The organism is Streptomyces viridosporus (assembly GCF_002078235.1).
Lineage (GTDB): Bacteria > Actinomycetota > Actinomycetes > Streptomycetales > Streptomycetaceae > Streptomyces > Streptomyces viridosporus.
In genome coordinates this window covers 1-712 of record NZ_MSGP01000226.1, presented here as the reverse complement: position 1 = coordinate 712, position 712 = coordinate 1, and the positions used below count along the sequence as shown (strand labels likewise).

Sequence of the window (712 nt, the reverse complement as noted above, 5' to 3'; positions counted from 1 at the left end):
TGGGGCTGGTACGGGGGCGGCGCGCTGACGTCCCTGTGCTACGCCGGCGCCAACCTGGTCCCCATCGGCGCCACCCCGAGGGCCGTCCGGGCCTTCGCCGACCGCGCCCGCCCGGCGGGCGCGGTCGGCGAAGGCGCGGACGGCCCTCGGGGTGGCGCAGATGGGGACCAGGTTGGCGCCGGCGTAGCACAGGGACGTCAGCGCGCCGCCCTCGTACCAGCCCCACATCTCGCCGCCGAGCCGCCACGGGTCCAGGCCCGCGACCCGCACCCGGGCGGCCACGAAGGCGTTCACCACCGGCTCGCGGTCGAGCACGGCGAGTGCGGCGTCCAGGTCGCTCGGTTCGAGGACCCTGGATGTGGTCTGCGTCAACACGCGTGGGGGCCTCACACACTGGGGTCTGCTGATTTCCGCACTGTACCCGCGGAGCCTGTACGGCGCCGCATCGTGCGGGGTGCCACTTCTGTGAAGGGCACCGCCGGTCGGCACGCCGTCTCCGGGGCTGCCGTCCCGGGCCCCCGCTTCGGTCGAACGGTCCCGTCCGCCGGCGCCGGACCGGTCGGCTCGTCCGGCCGGCGCCGGGAGTCCGGTCAGCCCGCGACCGAGACCTCCGGTTCGCCGGAGGCCACGCCGTCCTTCTCCATCTGCTCGGCGATCTTCATCGCCTCCTCGATCAGCGTCTCGACGATCTTCGACTCGGGCACGGTCTTGA

The 712-nt window shown here is 74.3% G+C and carries 2 pseudogenes; both read right to left on the bottom strand.

Features of this window, described 5'->3' with window-relative positions:
* Positions 1 to 78 precede the first annotated feature (78 nt).
* A pseudogene (locus B7L92_RS16845) lies at positions 79 to 375 on the bottom strand (DUF4081 domain-containing protein); the annotation flags it as partial.
* A 215-nt stretch (positions 376 to 590) separates the two neighbouring features.
* Positions 591 to 712: pseudogene (locus B7L92_RS39500) on the bottom strand (flavodoxin-dependent (E)-4-hydroxy-3-methylbut-2-enyl-diphosphate synthase); the annotation flags it as partial.